This window comes from Flavobacterium sp. KACC 22758, from assembly GCF_028736135.1.
GTDB classification, from domain to species: Bacteria; Bacteroidota; Bacteroidia; order Flavobacteriales; family Flavobacteriaceae; genus Flavobacterium; species Flavobacterium johnsoniae.
The window spans coordinates 2,002,847-2,018,896 of record NZ_CP117878.1 but is presented as its reverse complement, the minus strand read 5'-3'; the positions used below and the strand labels follow the sequence as shown (position 1 = coordinate 2,018,896).

Annotated in this window: 18 protein-coding genes; 14 read left to right on the top strand and 4 right to left on the bottom strand. The window is 33.0% G+C overall.

All coding sequences use genetic code 11. The features are described 5' to 3' along the window. Nucleotides 1–107: 107 nt before the first annotated feature. On the bottom strand, nucleotides 108–2,378 hold the full coding sequence (locus PQ462_RS08735; RefSeq protein ID WP_274253142.1) for a M1 family metallopeptidase: 2,271 nt from the start codon (nucleotides 2,376–2,378) through the stop codon (nucleotides 108–110). A 189-nt stretch (nucleotides 2,379–2,567) separates the two neighbouring features. On the opposite strand from PQ462_RS08735, the gene PQ462_RS08730 reads away from it, so the two are divergent. The 3 genes from PQ462_RS08730 (at nucleotide 2,568) to PQ462_RS08720 (ending at nucleotide 4,645) form a co-directional block, all read left to right on the top strand. Beyond that, nucleotides 2,568–3,422, top strand: coding sequence for an aldose 1-epimerase family protein (locus tag PQ462_RS08730; protein ID WP_274253141.1), 855 nt, complete (start codon nucleotides 2,568–2,570; stop codon nucleotides 3,420–3,422). After that, nucleotides 3,422–3,970 carry a GNAT family N-acetyltransferase gene (locus PQ462_RS08725; RefSeq protein WP_274253140.1) on the top strand — a complete coding sequence of 183 codons (549 nt, stop codon included), beginning with the start codon at nucleotides 3,422–3,424 and terminating at the stop codon, nucleotides 3,968–3,970. Before PQ462_RS08730 ends, PQ462_RS08725 begins: the two co-directional genes overlap by 1 nt. A gap of 120 nt (nucleotides 3,971–4,090) precedes the next feature. After that, the gene (locus tag PQ462_RS08720; RefSeq protein ID WP_274253139.1) at nucleotides 4,091–4,645 is read left to right on the top strand and encodes a DUF3575 domain-containing protein; all 555 of its coding nucleotides are present in this window, start codon (nucleotides 4,091–4,093) and stop codon (nucleotides 4,643–4,645) included. Nucleotide 4,646: 1 nt separating this feature from the next. Here PQ462_RS08720 and PQ462_RS08715 read toward each other — a convergent pair whose 3' ends face one another. Further along, nucleotides 4,647–4,871: a VF530 family DNA-binding protein gene (locus tag PQ462_RS08715; protein WP_073409227.1), complete on the bottom strand. Its 225-nt coding sequence runs from the start codon at nucleotides 4,869–4,871 to the stop codon at nucleotides 4,647–4,649. Between the two features lie 96 nt (nucleotides 4,872–4,967). Further along, the gene (locus PQ462_RS08710) at nucleotides 4,968–5,606 is read right to left on the bottom strand and encodes an outer membrane beta-barrel protein (protein WP_149207691.1); all 639 of its coding nucleotides are present in this window, start codon (nucleotides 5,604–5,606) and stop codon (nucleotides 4,968–4,970) included. A gap of 138 nt (nucleotides 5,607–5,744) precedes the next feature. Between PQ462_RS08710 and smpB the strand changes: the two genes are divergently transcribed. The 3 genes from smpB to PQ462_RS08695 all read left to right on the top strand — a co-directional run bounded on the left by smpB (nucleotide 5,745) and on the right by PQ462_RS08695 (nucleotide 8,013). Further along, on the top strand, nucleotides 5,745–6,200 hold the full coding sequence (gene smpB / locus PQ462_RS08705) for an SsrA-binding protein SmpB (protein ID WP_073409225.1): 456 nt from the start codon (nucleotides 5,745–5,747) through the stop codon (nucleotides 6,198–6,200). A gap of 78 nt (nucleotides 6,201–6,278) precedes the next feature. Beyond that, nucleotides 6,279–6,920: a hypothetical protein gene (locus tag PQ462_RS08700; RefSeq protein WP_012025427.1), complete on the top strand. Its 642-nt coding sequence runs from the start codon at nucleotides 6,279–6,281 to the stop codon at nucleotides 6,918–6,920. Between the two features lie 85 nt (nucleotides 6,921–7,005). Next, complete coding sequence (locus tag PQ462_RS08695; RefSeq protein WP_274253138.1) at nucleotides 7,006–8,013, top strand: helix-turn-helix domain-containing protein; 1,008 nt, start codon at nucleotides 7,006–7,008, stop codon at nucleotides 8,011–8,013. A gap of 29 nt (nucleotides 8,014–8,042) precedes the next feature. On the opposite strand, the gene PQ462_RS08690 is transcribed toward PQ462_RS08695, so the two are convergent. Beyond that, nucleotides 8,043–8,684, bottom strand: a complete 642-nt coding sequence (locus tag PQ462_RS08690; RefSeq protein WP_177209989.1) for a protein-L-isoaspartate(D-aspartate) O-methyltransferase — start codon at nucleotides 8,682–8,684, stop codon at nucleotides 8,043–8,045. A gap of 211 nt (nucleotides 8,685–8,895) precedes the next feature. Between PQ462_RS08690 and PQ462_RS08685 the strand changes: the two genes are divergently transcribed. The 8 genes from PQ462_RS08685 to PQ462_RS08650 all read left to right on the top strand — a co-directional run bounded on the left by PQ462_RS08685 (nucleotide 8,896) and on the right by PQ462_RS08650 (nucleotide 15,987). Beyond that, nucleotides 8,896–9,861: a Gfo/Idh/MocA family protein gene (locus tag PQ462_RS08685; protein ID WP_274253137.1), complete on the top strand. Its 966-nt coding sequence runs from the start codon at nucleotides 8,896–8,898 to the stop codon at nucleotides 9,859–9,861. Between the two features lie 88 nt (nucleotides 9,862–9,949). Next, on the top strand, nucleotides 9,950–10,837 hold the full coding sequence (locus tag PQ462_RS08680) for a 3-hydroxyacyl-CoA dehydrogenase family protein (protein ID WP_012025431.1): 888 nt from the start codon (nucleotides 9,950–9,952) through the stop codon (nucleotides 10,835–10,837). Nucleotides 10,838–10,849: 12 nt separating this feature from the next. Beyond that, a complete protein-coding gene (locus tag PQ462_RS08675) occupies nucleotides 10,850–11,509 on the top strand; it encodes a YggS family pyridoxal phosphate-dependent enzyme (RefSeq protein WP_274253136.1) in 660 nt (219 codons plus the stop codon). A gap of 63 nt (nucleotides 11,510–11,572) precedes the next feature. Next, on the top strand, nucleotides 11,573–11,815 hold the full coding sequence (locus PQ462_RS08670) for a hypothetical protein (protein ID WP_274253134.1): 243 nt from the start codon (nucleotides 11,573–11,575) through the stop codon (nucleotides 11,813–11,815). Between the two features lie 52 nt (nucleotides 11,816–11,867). Continuing rightward, nucleotides 11,868–13,229: an exonuclease domain-containing protein gene (locus PQ462_RS08665; RefSeq protein WP_274253133.1), complete on the top strand. Its 1,362-nt coding sequence runs from the start codon at nucleotides 11,868–11,870 to the stop codon at nucleotides 13,227–13,229. 30 nt (nucleotides 13,230–13,259) lie between these two features. Further along, on the top strand, nucleotides 13,260–14,099 hold the full coding sequence (locus PQ462_RS08660) for an ion transporter (RefSeq protein WP_121361586.1): 840 nt from the start codon (nucleotides 13,260–13,262) through the stop codon (nucleotides 14,097–14,099). 152 nt (nucleotides 14,100–14,251) lie between these two features. Beyond that, complete coding sequence (gene miaA, locus PQ462_RS08655) at nucleotides 14,252–15,172, top strand: tRNA (adenosine(37)-N6)-dimethylallyltransferase MiaA (protein WP_274253132.1); 921 nt, start codon at nucleotides 14,252–14,254, stop codon at nucleotides 15,170–15,172. 68 nt (nucleotides 15,173–15,240) lie between these two features. Continuing rightward, the gene (locus PQ462_RS08650; protein WP_274253131.1) at nucleotides 15,241–15,987 is read left to right on the top strand and encodes an acyl-[acyl-carrier-protein] thioesterase; all 747 of its coding nucleotides are present in this window, start codon (nucleotides 15,241–15,243) and stop codon (nucleotides 15,985–15,987) included. Nucleotides 15,988–16,050: the final 63 nt, after the last annotated feature.

Sequence of the window (16,050 nt, the reverse complement as noted above, 5' to 3'; positions counted from 1 at the left end):
TTTTTTTCTAACCTGACTAAATAAACTTTAAACTCTGAAAAGTTTAAACAAAAGAAAAACCCGATAGTAAAAATACCATCGGGTTTAAATTATTTGGAGTTTTGTATTTAGTTTTTTGTAAACGGAATCACTTGTGCACTCCCTGTAACAATCATATCAAAACCTGTTTTTGCTTCATTGTATTTGAATTTTAAACCAGCTCCTTTAGACTCAAATGTGTCTTTTTCGTTTTCTACTGGTTTAACTGAAAACTTCGGAAAATCTGTAATTTCAAAATACATTGTGCTGTTTTTCTCTGTAACTTCAATTTTAAGAGGTGCTCTTGAAGTCGAAAACATTCCTAAATATGGATCTAAAATTACGTCTTTTTCTACTTTACCTTTTCCGGCTGTCCAAACATTGTTTGATGCATTATTATCTGGAAAAGCGTGATCTGGATCTAAAGTGATGCTTTCAATTTCTTCTGTAGAATTGTGCATGAAAGACCAGCTGTTATTACGCTGCCAAATTTCTACAGGAAGATTTACTCTGCTTACTTTACCGCTTTTTGTTTTAACATCTAAGACAATTGGCATTGGCATTTTATCAAAATTCTCAACAGTAATAATAACTCCTTTTGCAGGATCATTTTTTACATATTTAATTGAATTGATTCCCTGATCAAAACGCCAGTTATTTACGAACCAGCTTCTCCAGAACCAGCTTAAGTCTTCTCCTGCAACATTTTCCATAGACCTAAAGAAATCATCCGGCTGCGGGTGTTTGTAAGCCCAGCGCTCAATATAAGTTCTAAAAGCAGTATCGAAACGTTCTTTACCTAAAATCTGTTCTCTCAAGATTACCAGACCTGCGCTTGGTTTAAAGTAACATAACATACCAATATTTGCTTCCTTCATATTATCAGGAGAACTCATAATGGTTTCTAAATCAGGTCTTGTAAACGGTTCAGCCTGCTCGTGTAAATCTGTTGCAGGTTCTTTGTATTCTCCATTATTAAAAGCAGCTGTACTTAATGAGTTAATAAAAGTATTAAATCCTTCATCCATCCAGCCGAATAATCTTTCGTTTGAACCTACAATCATTGGGAACCAGATATGGCCAAATTCGTGGTCTGTAACTCCCCATAAATCTTGTCCTTTAGATTTCCATCCGCAGAAAACAATTCCTGGATATTCCATTCCTCCTTCATTTCCAGCCACGTTTGTAGCAGCAGGATAAGGATATTCGAACCATTGTTTAGAATAATGTTCGATTGATGCTTTTACATATTCAGTAGAACGTCCGTAAGCGCCTTGTCCGGCACTTTCTGCAGGATAAGCAGATAATGCTAAAGATTTTTTTCCGCTTGGAAGATTAATTTTTGCTCCATCTAAGATAAAAGCAGGAGATGATGCCCAAGAAAAATCACGTGCATTTTTAATTTTATAATGCCATGTTTTTTCTGTTCCTGCATTTGCATTTGAAGCCGAATTTGCTTCTTGTTCAGAACGAATTGTTACTGTTTTATCGCTGTTTGCAGCATCTTTATATTTTTTGAAATGATCTGCAGAAAATACTTCCTGACCATTTATTAATTCACCAGAAGCAACTACAAAATGATTCCCCGGAACTGTCAATTTTACATCAAAATCACCATATTCTAGGTAAAACTCAGAAGCACCTAAATAAGGAGCCGTGTTCCAACCGCGTACATCATCGTACACACACATACGAGGATACCATTGCGCAATTGTAAAGATTTTTCCGTTTTTAGTTTCCAAAACCCCCATTCTGTCAGAACCTTCAAATGGAGCGATGAATGAAAATTCGATTTTAATTTTTACAGAACCTCCTTTTGCTGCTAATTCCTGTGGAAGAAATATCTGCATTCTAGTATCTGTAACGATATATTTTGCTGCAACTTCTGTTTTGTTTTTTCCTCCGGAAATCACTTTTACAGATTTAATTTTGTTTCCTCCGTCAAAAACCTGCCCTTGAGCTCCGTTACGGCTTCCTGTCAATGGCACAACAGCGTTTCCTCTAGAATCTTCTTTAAATAAATTCTGATCTAAATTCAGCCAAAGAAAACCTAACTTATCAGGGCTATTATTAGTATATGTAATTTCATCTGTACCTACAATTTCATTTGTAGTACCATTTAATTTTGCTGTGATTTGATAATCGGCTCTGTTCTGCCAGTATTCTGCTCCCGGCTGACCGCTTGCTGTACGGGTCGTTGTTCCATTTTTTGTATAAAAATGCGGACCAAAGGCATCGTGATAATTATAATTGTTTACCGGATTTGCTGTTGCCGCCGGAGACGTTTGCTGCGCCCAGACTGAAGAAATCCCAAAAAATAAAGCCGCGGTTAGTATGGCTTTTGCAGATTGCTTTTTCATATTTTTTAGCTGTTTATGTAGCAAATTAATGAAAAAAAAAGCTATTTGCAGAGGAATAGCTAAGCTTAAATTTAATTTTAGCAAAATTTTATTAAAAAAATAATTCAGAGTATTTTTCCTAAAAAACAAAATTTATAAAATATATTTACATCACGATTTAAAACTTAATTCTATTTCAATTCTACTATTTTGGATACAACAATATCAAACTCAATACTTAAAGCTTCAATCAAACATGCAGGAGCAGAATTATTTTCTTTAAAAGACAATCAAAACAAAGAATATATCTGGGAAGGAAATCCTGATTTTTGGGGTAAACACTCACCTGTTTTGTTTCCAATTGTAGGTACATTAAAGAACAATACTTATACTATTGACAAAAAAGAATATCAGCTGTCAAGACATGGTTTTGCAAGAGATATGGAATTCAAATTGGTTGAGAAAACAGGAAATAGTGCCGTTTTTTCGTTAGAATCAAATGCCGAAACCTTAAAAAAATACCCTTTCGAATTTGAATTACAGCTTATTTATACGCTTGAAAACACTTCTTTAAACATAGAATATATCGTAATTAATAAAGGTGAAACTAAAATGCCATTTTCTATTGGAGCACATCCGGCAATTGCGCTTCCTGAAAATTTCGAGAACTATTCTTTTAAATTTGAAAAACAAGAACCTTTAAAGTATAATCTTTTAGAGAATGATCTAATTTCAAATAAAACTGAAACTCTAAAAACTACAGAAAATGTCGTTCCGTTAACTTATAAACTTTTTGAAAATGATGCTTTGGTTTTTAAAACACTAGAATCAAATTCATTAACTATACTTGAAAATAAAAAAACTTACGTTCAGGTTGATTTTGAAGATTTTCCAAGCTTAGGAATCTGGACAAAAGACCAGGCGCCTTTTGTTTGTATTGAACCATGGTTTGGCTACTCAGACACTGCAGATAATTCGGGTGATTTATTTAAAAAAGAAGGTATTTTAGTTTTAGAAATCGATCAATCTTTCCATTCTCAATTTAGTATTAAAATAGTATCATAATGTTAGAATTCAATTTTAATCCATTTCCTGTAATTGAAACTGAGCGTTTGCTTTTAAGAAGAATTACAAATGATGACGTTAACGAAGTATTCGAATTGAGATCGAATCCTGAAACTATGAAATTCATTCCAAGACCATTAGTAAAAGACAATGAAGATGCCTTGCAGCACATTGCGATGATCGAAGAAAAAATTGAAACAAATATTGGTATAAATTGGGCAATAACTTTAAAAGATAATCCTAAACTTTTAGGAATAATTGGCTATTACAGAATGCAGCCTGAAAATTACCGCGCCGAAATTGGCTATATGCTGTCTCCAGATTTTCACGGAAAAGGAATTATTCCCGAAGCAGTAAATGTATTGCTAAAATATGGTTTTGAAAATTTAAAATTACATTCTATTGAAGCTGTGATTGATCCTGAAAATTACGCATCAGAAAAAGTTTTACAAAAATGCGGCTTTGTTAAAGAAGCTCATTTAAGAGAAGCCGAATTTTGGGAAGGAAAATTCCTTGACAAAGTAATTTACTCATTACTAAATAATTAGAAAAACATAATTATTTCTGACCAAAATAATCCTGTTAAAAGTCCGTTAATCTTTAATACTAAGATTTTAGTTAAGTTATATTTGCGCCAAAATAAATTATTCCCTGCGATTTAAAATACCATGAAAAAAATATTCGCCCTTACCGTTCTTCTTGTATCTATTCAATTACAAAGCCAGACTTTTATCAAATTTAATGGTGTAACAGCTTTAGTTGGTGTACCAAATATTGGGGTTGAAACCAGTATTGGCGAAAAAACAACTTTTAGTTTTGACGTTATGGCATCTTTTTGGGAATCATTTGATGGTCATTCTCCTATGAAATTTTATACGGCAACTCCAGAAATCCGTTACCATTTTAAAGAAAAATACAATGGTTTTTATGTCGGAGGTCATGTAGGTGCTGATAAATATGAACTTCAAAAATGGAATTACTGGGACAGTAACAAATATGAAGATGGTTTTGGTTATAGACTAGGCGCTACAGTTGGTTATAATGTAAAACTCAGCGATAAATTTTTACTTGATATTTTTGTTGGCGGCGGCTGGCACCAAGGTTTTTATCATGGATATTATAATGATGGTACTCCCGGAAGATATGAAAAAGCCCCTAACTACAATAAAAGCGGCGAATGGCTTCCGTACCGCGGGGGTGTGATGATTTCTTATAAATTGTAAATCAGCTGAATTTAGGAAGTGATTTTATATACAAATCTTCCACTTTCTTTCTTGCCCAATCTGTTTTTCTTAAAAAAGTAAGACTCGATTTCACGCTTGGATTTGATATAAAACACTTAATTGGAATTAATTCTCCTAAAGTATCAAAACCATAATAATCTACAAGAGTTTCAACAATTTTTTGAAGTGTAATTCCGTGAAGCGGATCTTTAGATTTGCTTTCCATTTTAATTTATATATTAAATAATACTAAAAGACCGTACTTAAAAAAGCACGGTCTTTTTTGCAAAATTACGGAATTGACCTAAAACAATCCGCTAAATTAGAATATGAATTTAAATCCAAAAGAAAGCGGAGAAGTTAAATTTGGATTACTTCCTGCTAAAGCTGTATTGTAAAATGGGTCAACATTTGCAACATGCGCCAATCCAAAATTTGTAACAGTCGTTTTTTCTCCATTTTTAGGCTCTAGAGTCGTAGAAGTAAAATTAGCCAAATCGTAAGAGAACTCTACAGAGAAGTTTTTTGTAATGAAATAATCAAAACCTCCTGATACTGATAATCCTACCTGATTAACTTTTAACTCGCTTTCTTTTTCTTTTCCGGTAATAACTGGTATCGCTGCCTGTCCGAAGAAGTACAATGAACCAGCTACATTCCAATATTTTCTAACTAAAGGCTGAATAACAATTAAATCTGTTTTTGCAGCTGTGCCTGCATTTGACTCGGCTTTGATGTTAATTAATCCAAATCCTGCTCCAACGGCTACAGATGGAGTTACAAATGTACCCACGATTGGAAGTACAGATAAACTCGTATTTTTTTCGTCTGCAGTTTTTGTCTGCTGATAACCGAATTGAGAGGTTGCAAACCAAGCTCCTTTTAGTCCTTGAGCTGAATCCTGAGCCTTAGCGGTTAAGCCCATTAACACAATACTGACTAATGTTACAATTTTTTTCATTATAAATTTGTTTTTGAATTACAGGACAAACTTACTTGTAAGCATTTTTGAGAAGGATGATTAAAATCATAGATTAAAAAAAATCTTTAATTATATTTGAGCAGTTTATATTCCTGCAATTTTCTTACTTTTGTACCCATGTTAAAATCAGTCAATATACTTAATAAAAGAGCCCGGTTTGATTACGAAATAATCGACACCTATACTGCCGGAATTGTTTTGGCAGGAACCGAAATTAAATCGATACGTTTAGGAAAAGCGAATATTACAGAAAGCTTCTGCGAATTCAGCGGGATGGAACTTTTTGCAATCAATACTTATATAGAGGAATATTCATTTGGGAATCAATTCAACCATAAATCAAGAAGTGAACGAAAATTGCTTTTGAATAAAAAAGAATTAAAAAACCTTCATAAAAGTGTTCAGGCAAAAGGTCTTACTATTGTGCCTTTAAAATTGTTTACCAATGAAAAAGGTCTTGCAAAACTGCAGATTGGTCTTTGTAAAGGAAAGAAAAACTACGACAAACGTGAATCTCTAAAAGAGCAGGATACAAAACGCGACTTAGACAGAATTAAAAAAGCATATAACTAAACACAGATTTAATTCCTTAAATCTGTGTTTATCAAAATTTTATAGTTATTTTTACTACAAACAATATAACTGTAAAATATGAAAAAGTACTTAATTCTACTCATTGTAATTCTGTCACTTTCAAGCTGCGGCAGTAATACAACTATTGTAAACAGCTGGAGAGATCCAAAAATAACAGTTGCTCAGGAACATTTTAAAAAAGTCTTAGTAGTTGCCCTTGTTAAAGACGAAGCTTCAAGAAGAATTGCCGAAAACAGAATCGCTGCAAGCAATCCTATTTTTAAAACTTCCTACCAATATTTAAACGAAACTACCAAACAGCTTACGCAGGAACAAAAATTAAAAATCCTTCAAGATGAAAACTTTGATGGAGTTGTCACGATGCGTTTAGTAAGTACTGAAAAAGAAACTACCTACGTTCCCGGAAGTTATACGGGAATGTATTATGGAGGCTTTGATGGCTTATATTCAGGAATGTACGGATACGGTTTTGGAAACTGGTACGGAATGTATTCACCGGCTTTCTACGATCCGGGATATTATCAGGAAACAACTTATTACATGGTAGAAACCAATATTTTTTCGCTAAAAGAAAACAAATTAATCTGGACCGGAACCACAAGATCAGATTACGTAACCGATGTAGGACAAACTGTAGATGCCATAATGCAGGCAGTTGTAAAAGAAATGAGAAAAGACGGCTCATTACCTCCAAAATAAGAGAAACAAAAAGCAGCTTAAATGCTGCTTTTTTTTATGACTAAACAAATGACCATTTTTGTCAAGACTTTAAATTTCATCAAAAATGAAATCACTTTTAAAAAATGCAAGAGAACAAAAAGGACTAAAAACGAGAGAATTGGCTCAGCTTGCCGGAATCGATCAGGCATTGATCAGTAAATTTGAATCTGGAACACGAAAACCAACCAAAGATCAGGTTATTAAACTATCTCAGCTTTTAGAGATTGATTATGAAACTTTAATGATTACCTGGCTTAAAGAAAAGATTCTTTATGAAATTGGTGATGAAGAATTTGCACTGAAAGCTTTAATATTAGCTGAACAAGAAATTCAAAATAACAAAAAAGAAATCAATTCCGCTATAATATCTTCTATTCAAAATATTTTAGATGAAATTGAAATCTTAAAAAATAAAATCCACTCCTTTAATCATTTTGAGCTCCGTCAGATTTCAAAAACTTTAGAATTAGAATTTATATTTAAAAGTATCCATTTAAACAAGAATCCATTAACATTAGAAGAAACTAAACTAGTTTTAAATGAAGGATTAACCATTTCTGGAAAAAGCATGCAAAATCATCTTGAAGCTATTAATTTTCAAGAAGCAACATTTTACATTAAAGATCTAATTCAAAAGAAAACGGCATTAAATGAAAAAGATTTTCTTTTGCTTCACACTTTTCTTTTTAAAGGATTTGAATCTGAAAGTTCTGGAAAATATATCAATGATGCACTTATTATACGCGAAATGAATTTATTTTTTAATTGGTATGAATCACAAAAAAACAATTTGCACCCTATAATTCTCGCTTCTGAAGCTCATCTAAAAATAGCTGAAATTAAACCTTTTGAAAATGGAAATCTGCAAATGGCAAACTTAGCATTAAACTGGATTTTAATCCAACATAATTATACATACGTTACAATTGACGAAAATCAAAAGAGTATCGATGAATATTTCTCTATTTTGGAGGAAAGTCAGATTCAGAATGACAAATCAATTTTTATTAATTATATCATTCGAATCGAAAAAGAAAATTTAAAAAGAGCGATACAATTAATCGAAAAATAAAAAAGCCCAGCTAAAACTGGGCTTTCTCATTAATTTTTATCTTCTAATAGAGGAACAAATCTAAATTCTCCAAATTCATGTTTTTCAAATTGAGTTTCGTTCTTTCTAATCAATAAAGTCATAATCTGAACATCTTCTCCTAACGGAATAACCAATCTCCCTCCTATTTTCAATTGTGCCATTAAAGGCTGTGGAATAAAAGGCGCACCCGCTGTAACTATAATACTGTCAAACGGTGCAAAATTTGGCAATCCTTTATATCCATCTCCAAATGTAACATGCTTAGGACGAATATTTAATTTTGGAAATAAGTTTGATGTTGTTTTAAATAATTCACTTTGCCTTTCAACAGTATACACTTTAGCTCCAAGCATAAACAAAACAGCAGTCTGATAACCAGAACCAGTTCCGATTTCAAGAACTTTATGATCTCTTTTTACTTCTAACAATTGTGATTGAAAAGCAACTGTGTATGGCTGGGAAATAGTTTGCCCTGCTCCAATAGGAAAAGCCTTATCTTGATAAGCATAATCTTCAAAACTTGAATTTAAAAAAAGGTGTCTCGGGATTTTTTTTATCGCATCCAGCACCGCTTTATCAGTAATTCCTTTCTGCTCTAAAGTAGTTACTAATTGATTACGAAGTCCTTGATGTTTGGCAGTGTCTTTCAAAATGGGTAGGTTTTATTTTCGCAAAAATAAGAAACAAAACAGGATTTCAAATATTGATTTTTAAATAATAAATTAATACACTCAAAAGTCAAAAGTCGAAAATCAAAAGTGACAGCAAATAATTTACAATTCACAATTCATAACTCACAATTAGATGAATTCATTTTCACGTTAAACAAATAAATTATATTTTTGTTTAAAATACATTCTCATGTTAAAAGTAGGAGTTTTAGGTGCTGGTCATCTTGGTAAAATACATTTACGCTTATTACAACAATCTGACAAATACGAATTAGTTGGATTTTACGACGAAAATCAAGAAAATGCCGAAAAAATCTCAAAAGAGTTTGGCTACAAAAACTTCAGTACAATTGCAAAACTCATTCACGCTGTCGACGTGATTGATATTGTAACTCCAACTCTCTCACACTATAAATGTGCTAAAGTTGCCATAAAATCAGGAAAACATATCTTTATTGAAAAACCAATCGCAAACACTGTAGAAGAAGCCGAAGAAATTATCACTTTAGCAAATGAATACAATGTAAAAGGGCAAGTAGGTCACGTAGAGCGTTTTAATCCCGCTTTTATTGCTACGAAAAACATGATTGAAAATCCGATGTTTATAGAAACACATCGTTTGGCAGAATTTAATCCGCGTGGTACGGACGTTCCTGTGGTTTTAGATTTAATGATTCATGATATTGATGCTATTTTAAGCGTTGTTAATTCAAAGGTAAAAGATATTCATGCAAGCGGTGTATCTGTGATAAGTGATACTCCAGATATTGCCAATGCCAGAATTGAGTTTGAAAATGGCTGTGTTGCCAATTTAACGGCAAGCAGAATTTCATTGAAAAACATGCGCAAATCACGTTTCTTTCAAAAAGACGCTTATATTTCTGTTGACTTTTTAGAGAAAAAATGTGAGGTAGTCCGTATGAAAGATGCACCAGAAGTTCCTGGAGATTTTGATATGATTCTTCAAAATGCCGAAGGAGTTAAAAAACAAATTTATTTTACTAATCCTGATGTTGAACAAAACAACGCGATCTTAGATGAATTAAATTCATTTGCAGATGCAATTAACAATAATACAACTCCAGTTGTAACACTAGAGCAGGCAACAGATGCATTGCGTGTTGCTTATCAAATTATTGATTGTTTCGATAAATAGTTTTAAAAAAATCAAAATAAATTAGCCACGAATTCACGAATTATTTGGTGAATTCGTGGCTAAATCATAAAAAAATATCTAGCAAAAAATGAAAACAATAGCTGTAATTGGAGCAGGAACAATGGGTAACGGAATTGCCCACACTTTTGCACAAAGCGGATTTACCGTAAAATTAATAGATGTTTCTGAAAAATCATTAGATAAAGGAATGGCAACAATTGCTGCCAACTTAGACCGTATGTTATCTAAAGGAACGATTACGCAGGAAGATGTCGCCAAAACTATTACCAATATCATTACTTATACAGATTTAAAAGACGGTGTTGTTGGAGTTGATTTAGTAGTTGAAGCAGCAACTGAAAACGTTGAATTAAAACTAAATATCTTTAAGCAATTAAACGAATATTGCTCGCACAATACCATTTTAGCAACCAATACTTCTTCTATTTCAATTACACAAATCGGAGCTGTTGTTGCACATCCTGAACGTGTTATCGGAATGCACTTTATGAATCCTGTGCCGATTATGAAATTGGTTGAAATCATCCGCGGATATAATACCAGCGATGAAGTAACTAAAATTATCATGACTTTATCTGAAAAATTAGGTAAAGTTCCTGTAGAAGTAAACGATTATCCAGGTTTCGTAGCAAACAGAATTTTAATGCCAATGCTAAACGAAGCCATCGAAACGTTATACAATAAAGTTGCTGGAGTTTACGAAATAGATACGGTAATGAAATTAGGAATGGGACACCCAATGGGACCACTTCAATTGGCCGATTTTATTGGTCTTGATGTTTGTCTTGCAATTCTAAATGTAATGTACGACGGATTCAAAAATCCTAAATATGCTCCTTGCCCGCTTTTAGTAAATATGGTAAGAGCTGGTAAACTTGGGGTTAAATCCGGCGAAGGTTTTTACGATTACAGCGAAAGCAAAAAAGCTGAGAAAATCTCGAAGCAGTTTTTATAAAAAAGAAATATCATGTCGATTCAATCGAATTTAAATACAATTAAAACAACTTTACCTGAACATGTAACTCTGGTTGCTGTTTCAAAAACAAAACCTGTTTCAGATTTGATGCAGGCTTATGAAGCTGGACAGCGCATTTTTGGAGAAAACAAAATACAGGAAATGACTGAGAAATGGGAACAAATGCCAAAAGACATTCAATGGCATATGATAGGTCATGTTCAGTCGAATAAAGTCAAATTTATGGCGCCGTATGTCACTTTGATTCATGGTGTTGATAGCTTGAAATTATTACAAGAAATCAACAAACAAGCTGTAAAAAACAATAGAACAATAGATTGTCTTCTTCAAATATATATTGCTGAAGAAGAATCTAAATTTGGTTTAGACGAAAACGAATTAAATGAACTTTTAACTTCTGTGGAGTTTAAAGAGTTAAAAAATATTCGTATCTTAGGTTTAATGGGAATGGCAACATTCACAGAAGATCAAAACCAGATAAAAAAAGAATTTACCCATTTAAAATCCATTTTTGATTCGATAAAAAATCTGAAAACTGAAAACTGCAGCCTGAACACCATATCGATGGGAATGTCTGGAGACTATCAATTGGCAATAGAATGCGGAAGCACAATGGTACGCATTGGAAGCAGCATTTTTGGAGGCAGATAATTTTTCAATAATCAATTAAAATTACAAAAATCAATGTCATTTTTAAAAGTGGAAAAGTTTTAAATGGAAAAAATATTCAATTTTGAAGATCGATTAGTTCGTTTTGCTGGAGAATGTATTTTCTTTACAAGACAATTTGAAAGACTATTTGAAAACGAATATTATAAAAATCAATTAATTAGATCATCTGGAAGTGCATCTTTAAATTTTGGAGAAGCACAAGGAACAGTCAAAAATGATAATAAACAAAAGATAATTTTCAATACCAATGACAATGGCAATTACAATAACAATTTTCAAAATTGATATTGAGTTTTGATATTGTAATTGCCATTGATTTTTGACATTGACATTGAATATGTACGCAATACTAGACATAGAAACCACTGGGGGACAATTTAATGAAGAGGGAATTACTGAAATCGCTATCTACAAATTTGATGGGCATGAAGTAGTTGATCAATTCATCAGCCTTGTCAATCCTGAAATTCCCATTCAGCCTTTCGTAGTAAAACTGACCGGAATTAATAATGCTATGTTACGTTCTGCACCAAAATTCTACGAAGTTGCTAAACGAATTATAGAAATCACTACGGATTGCGTTATTGTGGCTCATAATGCTTCTTTTGACTATAGAATCCTGAGAACCGAATTTCGTCGTTTGGGTTATGATTTCGAAGCCAAAACGCTTTGCACAGTAGAATTAGCCAAAAAACTAATTCCGGAACAGCCTTCATACAGCTTAGGAAAACTAGTTCGCGCACTTGGAATCCCTATGGCCGACAGACACCGTGCAAGCGGAGACGCTATGGCAACCACAAAGCTGTTTAAAATGCTTTTAGAAAAAGATGTTGAAAAAACAATCGTAAAAGATTTTATAAAGCTGGAAGTAGAAAAAGGAATTTCTCCAAAATTCCTGGATATTGTAAATCAAATGCCGGCTAAAACAGGTGTTTACTATATCTACAAAGAAGACGGAACTTTAATTTACATTGGCAAAAGCCAAAATATAAAAAAAAGAGTCAATCAGCATTTTACGGGAATTACAACCAAAAGCAAAAGAATCCAGGCAGAAGTTTTTACCATAACGTATGACGAAACAGGAAGCGAATTAATTGCGCTTTTAAAAGAAAGTCAGGAAGTAAAAGTTAATCGTCCGCGATACAATCGTTCGCAAAAAAAATCTGTATTTCCTGTAGCTTTATATGCCGAAAAAGATTCAGACGGTTATATCAACTTAAGATTGGAAAAAGCTGACGGACGTAAAAAAGAAATTACCTCTTTTGCTTCGTTACAAGAAGGAAAAAATGCACTTTTCAGATTTACGTCAAAATACCATTTGTGCCAAAAACTGACAGGTTTATATCAAACCAAAAAAGAGTGTTTTCAATATAAAATCAAAGAATGCGACGGCGCCTGCATTGGCGAAGTTACTCCAGAAATTTACAATTTAAGAGTACAGCAATTCATTTCAGAAAACAGCTTTGAAAACAAAAGCATGGTATTGATAGACAGAGGAAGAAATGTAAACGAACGAAGTGCAATTCTAATTGAAAACGGAATATACAAAGGTTATGCCTATTACGATCTTAATTATCAAATTACGAATATCGACATCTTAAAAAATATTCTGGTTCCAATGCAGCATAACCGCGATGTAAAAAATATCATTCAGAGTTATATTCGCAAAAGTAAATCAATAAAAATACTTCAATTTTAAAAAATCGAAACCTTCATTATCTTTAAGGATATGAAAAATACAAAATCACAATACGAAATCTTTAGAGAAAAAGTCAAAATTGTTCTATATGGCACCAACACCATATTAGGCCGAATGTTCGATTTAGTATTGCTGGGGTTAATTTTACTAAGCGTTCTATTGATAATGCTGGATACCGTTCAAGGTATCAGTTCTAAATATCACCAACAATTGTTGATATGCGAATGGGTAATTACGGTATTTTTTACAATAGAGTATATATTGAGAATTATTTCAATACAAAAACCCGTTAAATACGTTTTCAGCTTTTACGGAATCATCGATTTATTGGCTGTTTTACCCATGTATTTATCCATCTTTTTCCCAGGCGCAAGTATTTTATCAATCGTAAGAGCATTACGTTTTCTTCGATTATTCAAAATTTTGCATATTCCGCAAATCAACCATCAATCACTGCAGTTAAAAGAAGCTATAGAAGCCAGTAAAGAAAAAATTCTGGTATTCATTTACTTTGTTTTAATCAGCACCGTAATCATTGGTACAGTTATGTATTTGGTTGAAGGCAGGGAATCAGGATTTACCAGCATTCCAATGGGAATTTACTGGACAATCGTAACCCTAACAACAGTTGGTTACGGAGATATTTCGCCACAAACACCACTCGGACAATTTATAGCTGCGTTTGTAATGATTTTAGGTTACGGAATCATCGCCGTCCCAACAGGAATAGTTACTGCCGAATTTGCCAAAAGCAGTTTAAGAAACAATTCTGTAAGCGGTAAAAAAACATGCAGAAAATGCCAGTCTCAAGTCCATTTCGATAATGCAAAATATTGCTACGAATGCGGAACCGAACTGCCTAATAATTAATTTTAGAAGCTAATCCAGCTGTACATTACAACTCCTCCTTATATTTGTAATTTTTTAAGGCATAAAAGGAGCTTCCGCTGGTCGCTCTTTTACACCAAAAAAATTCAACAAATATAAGTCCGGGGTTTCCATTTCCATCTGGGCTAAAAAATATGAAATACCTAATCACTATTGTCGGACCAACAGCTATAGGCAAAACAGCCTTAAGTATTGCTTTGGCACAACATTTTAAATGCGAAATTGTTTCTTGCGACAGTCGTCAGTTTTTTAAAGAAATGACCATTGGAACTGCAGTTCCAAGTCAGGAAGAACTCAATTCTGCCAAGCATCATTTCATTCAAAATAAATCTATTTTCGAAAATTATACCGTTGGCGATTACGAAAAAGAAGCTTTAGCCAAAATTGAAAAGTTATTTCAAACCAATGATTTTGTTATTCTTATTGGCGGTTCAGGATTGTATGTTGATGCCATTCTAAAAGGTTTTGATGAATTTCCAGAAATAGATCCAAATGTTCGCGCCGAAGTAAATACAAATTATGAAAAACTTGGAATTGAATATCTTCAAGAACAACTGAAAAATTTAGATCCAGAATATTATCAAAAAATAACTTTGGAAAATCCACAGACATTGCAAAACCCACAACGAATGATGCGTTTTGTAGAAGTCTGCATTGGATCTCAAAAACCCTATTCTTCATTTTTAAATTTGAAGAAAAACAACCGAAACTTCACTCCTATTCTAATTGGTTTAGATGCCGACAGAGAAATCATTTACAGCCGAATCAACCAGCGTGTTGATATTATGATGAAGCAAGGATTATTAAAAGAAGCTGAAACACTTTATCCTAACAAAGCGTTAAATGCACTCCAAACTGTCGGTTATAGAGAATTATTTAGTTATTTTGATGGAGAATTCACCTTGCCTTTTGCAATAGAAGAAATCAAAAAAAACACAAGAAGATTCTCCAAAAGACAATTAACGTGGTTCAAACGAAACGAGAACACCAAATGGTTTGATTACGCAACAGATAGAAAACAAATTATAGATTACATAGAAAATCTTCTAAAGTAAAATCAAAAGTCTTTTTTCTATACTATTTATTCTATTCTCTAAAAACAATCTAAAATCTAAAATTAACAATGCCAATATCTCCCAATTTTACATCAGTTTTAAGCAAAGACTGGGAAATTAATTTCACGCAGTGCACGCCAAACGGCTACTTAAAATATACCGATTTGTGCAACCTTTTACAATTAACTGCTGCAGCACATTCTGAAGTTGGCGGAATCAGTTTTACCGATATGCAGGAATTTGATCAGGCATGGGTTCTAAGCCGAATGCGTGTCGAAATTACTGAATTACCAAAATGGCAGGATGTTGTAACTGTAAAAACATGGATTAACAGCTTAGAAAATTCACGTTCTGTTCGTGCATTGGAAATGTATATAAACGGAAAAAAGATTGTTGGAAGCGAAACCTACTGGGCTGTTTTTAACACCAAAGCACGTCGTCCAGAAGCATTGGCATTACCTTTTGAACATTTTGAATTGTTCCCGGAAAAAAGAGCAACAACAGAAGGTTTTTCTAAAATAAATATCAACCACGAAAAAGAAGCTGTATTCGAAAAAACAGTTTATTTATCCGATTTAGATATTGTAAACCACGTCAATAACGTAAAATACTTAGAGTGGTGTCTGGATCATGTCGATCCAAAAAGAATTATAAAACAAGAAGTAAAAAGCTTTGAAATGAATTTCATGAAAGAGCTTTCGTTACAAGATAATGTGGTAATTCACGAAAGCGAAGACGACGATCATACAACAGCGACATTCAGCATTACAAAAGACGAAAAAACGTGTTTTGCTTTAGAATTGCATTGGAAATAAAAGAAGTTTATAAATAAGTTTTCTTTCCTATTTTCCCACAATATTGTCATTTCGACGAAGGAG